4 protein-coding genes and 1 pseudogene are annotated in these 4,287 nt (G+C 32.9%); 2 read left to right on the top strand and 3 right to left on the bottom strand.

The genetic code is table 11. The features are described 5' to 3' along the window. Window positions 1-190: pseudogene (locus ACIQ2I_RS08275) on the bottom strand (hypothetical protein); the annotation flags it as partial. 471 nt (window positions 191-661) lie between these two features. On the opposite strand from ACIQ2I_RS08275, the gene ACIQ2I_RS08270 reads away from it, so the two are divergent. Both ACIQ2I_RS08270 and ACIQ2I_RS08265 read left to right on the top strand, forming a co-directional pair. Continuing rightward, the gene (locus ACIQ2I_RS08270; protein WP_396181947.1) at window positions 662-1,333 is read left to right on the top strand and encodes a superoxide dismutase; all 672 of its coding nucleotides are present in this window, start codon (window positions 662-664) and stop codon (window positions 1,331-1,333) included. Between the two features lie 9 nt (window positions 1,334-1,342). Next, window positions 1,343-1,693: a hypothetical protein gene (locus ACIQ2I_RS08265; protein ID WP_396181946.1), complete on the top strand. Its 351-nt coding sequence runs from the start codon at window positions 1,343-1,345 to the stop codon at window positions 1,691-1,693. Window positions 1,694-1,799: 106 nt separating this feature from the next. Here the strand turns inward: ACIQ2I_RS08265 and kdsB are convergent, their stop codons facing one another. Together kdsB and ACIQ2I_RS08255 are read right to left on the bottom strand one after the other, a co-directional pair. Continuing rightward, window positions 1,800-2,525 carry a 3-deoxy-manno-octulosonate cytidylyltransferase gene (gene kdsB, locus ACIQ2I_RS08260; RefSeq protein ID WP_396181945.1) on the bottom strand — a complete coding sequence of 242 codons (726 nt, stop codon included), beginning with the start codon at window positions 2,523-2,525 and terminating at the stop codon, window positions 1,800-1,802. A 118-nt stretch (window positions 2,526-2,643) separates the two neighbouring features. After that, window positions 2,644-4,062, bottom strand: a complete 1,419-nt coding sequence (locus ACIQ2I_RS08255; protein WP_396181944.1) for an ATP-dependent RecD-like DNA helicase — start codon at window positions 4,060-4,062, stop codon at window positions 2,644-2,646. Between the last annotated feature and the right edge of the window lie 225 nt (window positions 4,063-4,287).

Below are 4,287 nucleotides of genomic sequence, written 5' to 3'. Positions count from 1 at the left end.
CACGAAAACTTTTCACCTTGTTGATAATCAATTTGTTTTGCTCATTCACACTCCCATATTGCTGGCGCTCTGCAGCAGAAAGGTTGGCTAATTTGTCGGCTAACGCCAATTCCAAATTCGCCAATACAGTGTTGATGGCTGTTTTTTCAGTAGCACTGAAATGTCGGTTGTCTAAATTGTTAAATGACATAATTAAAAGGTTTTAAAGGTTTATATTAAGGTTTAGGGGTTTTACAAAATCAGACTTATATTTTCATCTTTTGGTTAATGTGTGAAGTTATGTATCGCTTTTACTTCAACTAAAACAACTATAAATATTCCATTTTCACTACAGTTCATCCTTTACAAGTTTAGCTGTAAATCAATAACTTACAAGTTTTATCAAACTTAAAAAGAAAAAATAATACCAACACCATATTGAAAAGCGATAGTTTTTTCTAAAAATTGGAAATATTTGTCATTTATTGAAAAAGAGGGTTAATTGTGAAGTCGTAAAGTCAAAAGTCGTAAAGTCGTAAAGATAAAGTGAAGAGTTGCAAAGTCGTAAAGAAAATGGCTAACAGCTAACAGCTAATTGCTAAAAGCTAACAGCTAAAAGCTAAAAATCTAAATAAAACCACTAACTTTGCTACAATAAGTTTACAACTCAAAATCCTTTATTATGAAAAAATTTCAATTACTAGCTGTTTTACTTTTGTTAGCTGTTTCGGTTTCGGCGCAGTTTGCTCAAAAGCCATTGCCTTATGCTTACACGGATTTAGAACCTTTTATAGATGCACAAACTATGGAAATTCATTATAGCAAGCACCACGCCGCGTATGTGAAAAACCTAAATGCTGCAGTTGTGGGTACGGATGCCGCTACAATGACAGTTAAAGAGATTTTCTCAAATGTTTCAAAATTTAGTTCAGCTATTAGAAACAATTCAGGCGGACATTTTAATCACGAATTATTTTGGTCAATATTAACACCAATAAAAAACACCAAACCATCAGGAGGTTTAGAAAAAGCAATTGATGAAACATTTGGAAGTATGGATGTTTTAAAAGAAAAAATTAATGCAGCGGCCACTACCCGATTTGGTTCAGGATGGGCTTGGCTTTCTGTAGATAAAAACAACAGATTGGTGGTGTCTTCTTCGCCTAACCAAGACAATCCGTTAATGGATGTTGCAGAAACCAAAGGCACGCCAATTTTAGGAATTGATGTTTGGGAACATGCGTATTACTTAAAATACCAAAACAAACGTGCCGATTATTTAACTTCAATTTGGAATATTATCAACTGGAACGAAGTAAGTGCCAATTATAACTTAGCTATTAAAAGCAATTAATTTACAGGTATGAAAAAAGTATTTTTAACGCTGTTTTTATTCGGAACACTATTGGTTAGTGCTCAAGAAATACCACCAACATTAGAAAACATAGCTTCTTTTGAAGGCAAAACAATTACTATTTGCGAAAAAGTAACCAGTATTTATGAAACCAAAGGCGGCAATGCACTGTTGAATTTTGGTAAACCTTTTCCAGACAATGCGTTTTCAGTAGTAGTTTTTAAATTGGACAGAGATACTTTTTCTTACAATCCATTAACGTTAGATACAAAAACCATTTGCATTACGGGAACCGTTATTATGTATAAAGGCAAACCAGAAATTATTGTTAAAAAGGAATCTGAGATTGTGGTAAAGTAACTTATTTATTTAACACTAATTTCACGAATTAGCACAAATAAATTGGTGAAAATTTGTGTAATTAGTGTTGAAATTAGTGTCAAAATTTTTTGAAACTGGCGGTATATTACAATAAAAGTCTAGCTTTTTCCAGATCTTCAGGGGTATCTATGCCTATACTAGCGTGTGATGTTTCAATCATTTTAATGCGTTTTCCGTATTCTAAATAACGTAATTGTTCTAGTTTTTCTGAGGCTTCAAGCGAAAGCATCGGTAATTTAGCAAAATCCAATAGCGCTTGTTTTCTAAAGGCATAAATACCAATGTGCTTCATGTATCGTACCCCCACATTTTCCTCACGCGGAAACGGAATTACAGAACGAGAAAAGTATAAAGCAAACCCTTCTTGGTCAGTAATTACTTTTACGTTATTAGGGTTTTCAATTTCCGATTTATCTTTAATTTCAAACATTAACGAAGCCAAATCAATTTTCTTATCAGTATCGTTTTGAAATGCTGCAATAATTTGTTCCAAAGGTGTTTTATTGATAAATGGTTCGTCGCCTTGCACGTTGATAATAAGGTCTGCATCAATGTTTTCAATAGCTTCTGCAATTCTGTCGCTACCACTTTCGTGCTCTTTGATACTCATTATTGCCTTTCCATTATTCGAAATAATTTCGTTATAAATTAAATCCGAATCGGTAACCACAAACACATCGTCAAACAAATTAGTCGCCACAGCTGCTTCATACGTTCGTAAAATGACCGTTTTTCCACCTAAATCTTGCATTAATTTAGCAGGAAATCGTGATGAGGCATAGCGCGCAGGGATAACAGCAATTATTTTCATTGTAAATGGGTTAAAGGTTTTGGGTCAAAGGTAAAAGGTTTGGTTTTATTTCTAAAATTAACTTTAAACACCAAATGTATACTTAAAAATTTATCTATGTTTCTATGTGTTTCCAAATCTACTCAAAATTTTCATCTTTAAACCCAATTAAATATAACTTTTCTTTGGCTCTTGTAATGGCAGTGTATAACCACCGAATATAATCTCTATCTACGCCATTAGGCAAGTAGGGTTTTTCTACAAATACACTACTCCACTGTCCGCCTTGCGATTTATGACACGTAATCGCATAAGAAAACTTGACTTGCAACGCATTAAAATACGGATTGCTTTTTACTTTTAAGAGTTTCTTGTATTTGTGAGTTTCGTCTTCATAATCTTTAGAAACTTCCTGATACAATAAGTTTGATTCTGCAAAGGTTAATGATGCCGTTTCGCTTTCAATTGTATTTAAAAGTAACACCGTTTCAAATGATGCTTCATTGGGATAATCCACCATTCTAATAGTAACATTGGCAAATTTAAAACCGTATAATTCCTGAATATTTCTAATTTTCAACACTTCAATAATATCACCATTGGCAATAAAACCAGCTTGTGAAGTTTCATCAAGCCAAAAGTAGTTATTTTTTACAACCATTAGCAAATCGCCTGCCGACAAATCACTTTCTTTATCTAAAATCCGTTGTCTGATTTGCTGGTTGTACTGATTGGCGCGTTTATTGGAACGCACGATGAATGCAGTGTCTTCCGTACTATAATTTCGATACGATTGATGAATGGCGTCTTCAATATCAAAGCCGTCATCTAAACGAATGATGTCTTTAAACGATTTTAAATTGAATTTAAAGTCCTCAATAAAATGCGATTTTAGCAGTTCACGCAATTCAGTTGCATTGTACAATATTCCTGAATTTTCAGCTTGACGCATGACTTCATCCAATTCAATATGAATAATTTCTTTATCGTAATTAACTTGTAAAGATTGAATGTCCAAAGCGGGACTAATATCCGAATTCACAGGTGGTAACTGCGCTGTATCACCAACTAAAATAAGTTTGCAATTTTGTCCAGCATCTACATAAAACAACAAATCATCTAATAAAGAACCGTTTTCGTACAAACTAGTTTCATTAGATTGATCAGAAATCATAGACGATTCATCTACAATAAAAATAGTATCTTTAAATTTATTGGCTTGCATGACAAAACCTACACCGCCATTTTTATTCTTTTTAGGAAAATAAATGCGTTTGTGTATGGTAAAAGCCGGTTTTTCCGAATAGGCCGACATTACTTTAGCCGCTCGACCCGTTGGCGCCAACATTACCGCTTTTTTATTAGCCACACTCAATTGATTTACCAAAGTGGAAATTACAGTAGTTTTACCCGTTCCGGCGTAACCTTTTAAAACAAAAATGTCGTCTTTTGATTGTAAGATATAGGCTGCAATTTTTTGAAAGAAAATATCCTGATTAGCGGTGGGCTGAAAAGGAAAATTATCCATTAAAATGTTATAAAATTGCGTTGGCGACATTAATTTTGATTTAATAACTTCAAATATAGCAAGGATTTTAAATATAATTTCATTTGAGGGTTTTTAATTCTCGTAAAAAATGTAAATTTGTAAATCAAATAAAAAATATGAATCAAGATATTACTCAAAAAACGTATAAAAAATTATGCTTTGAGGTTGCAAATAGCCATCTTTCTTTTTGTGTTGTTGATATGATTTCTAACAAAATAATCACCTATAAATCGT

This window comes from Flavobacterium sp. (genome assembly GCF_044368995.1).
In the GTDB taxonomy this organism is placed as follows: domain Bacteria; phylum Bacteroidota; class Bacteroidia; order Flavobacteriales; family Flavobacteriaceae; genus Flavobacterium.
This window is presented reverse-complemented; position numbering and strand designations above follow the sequence as displayed.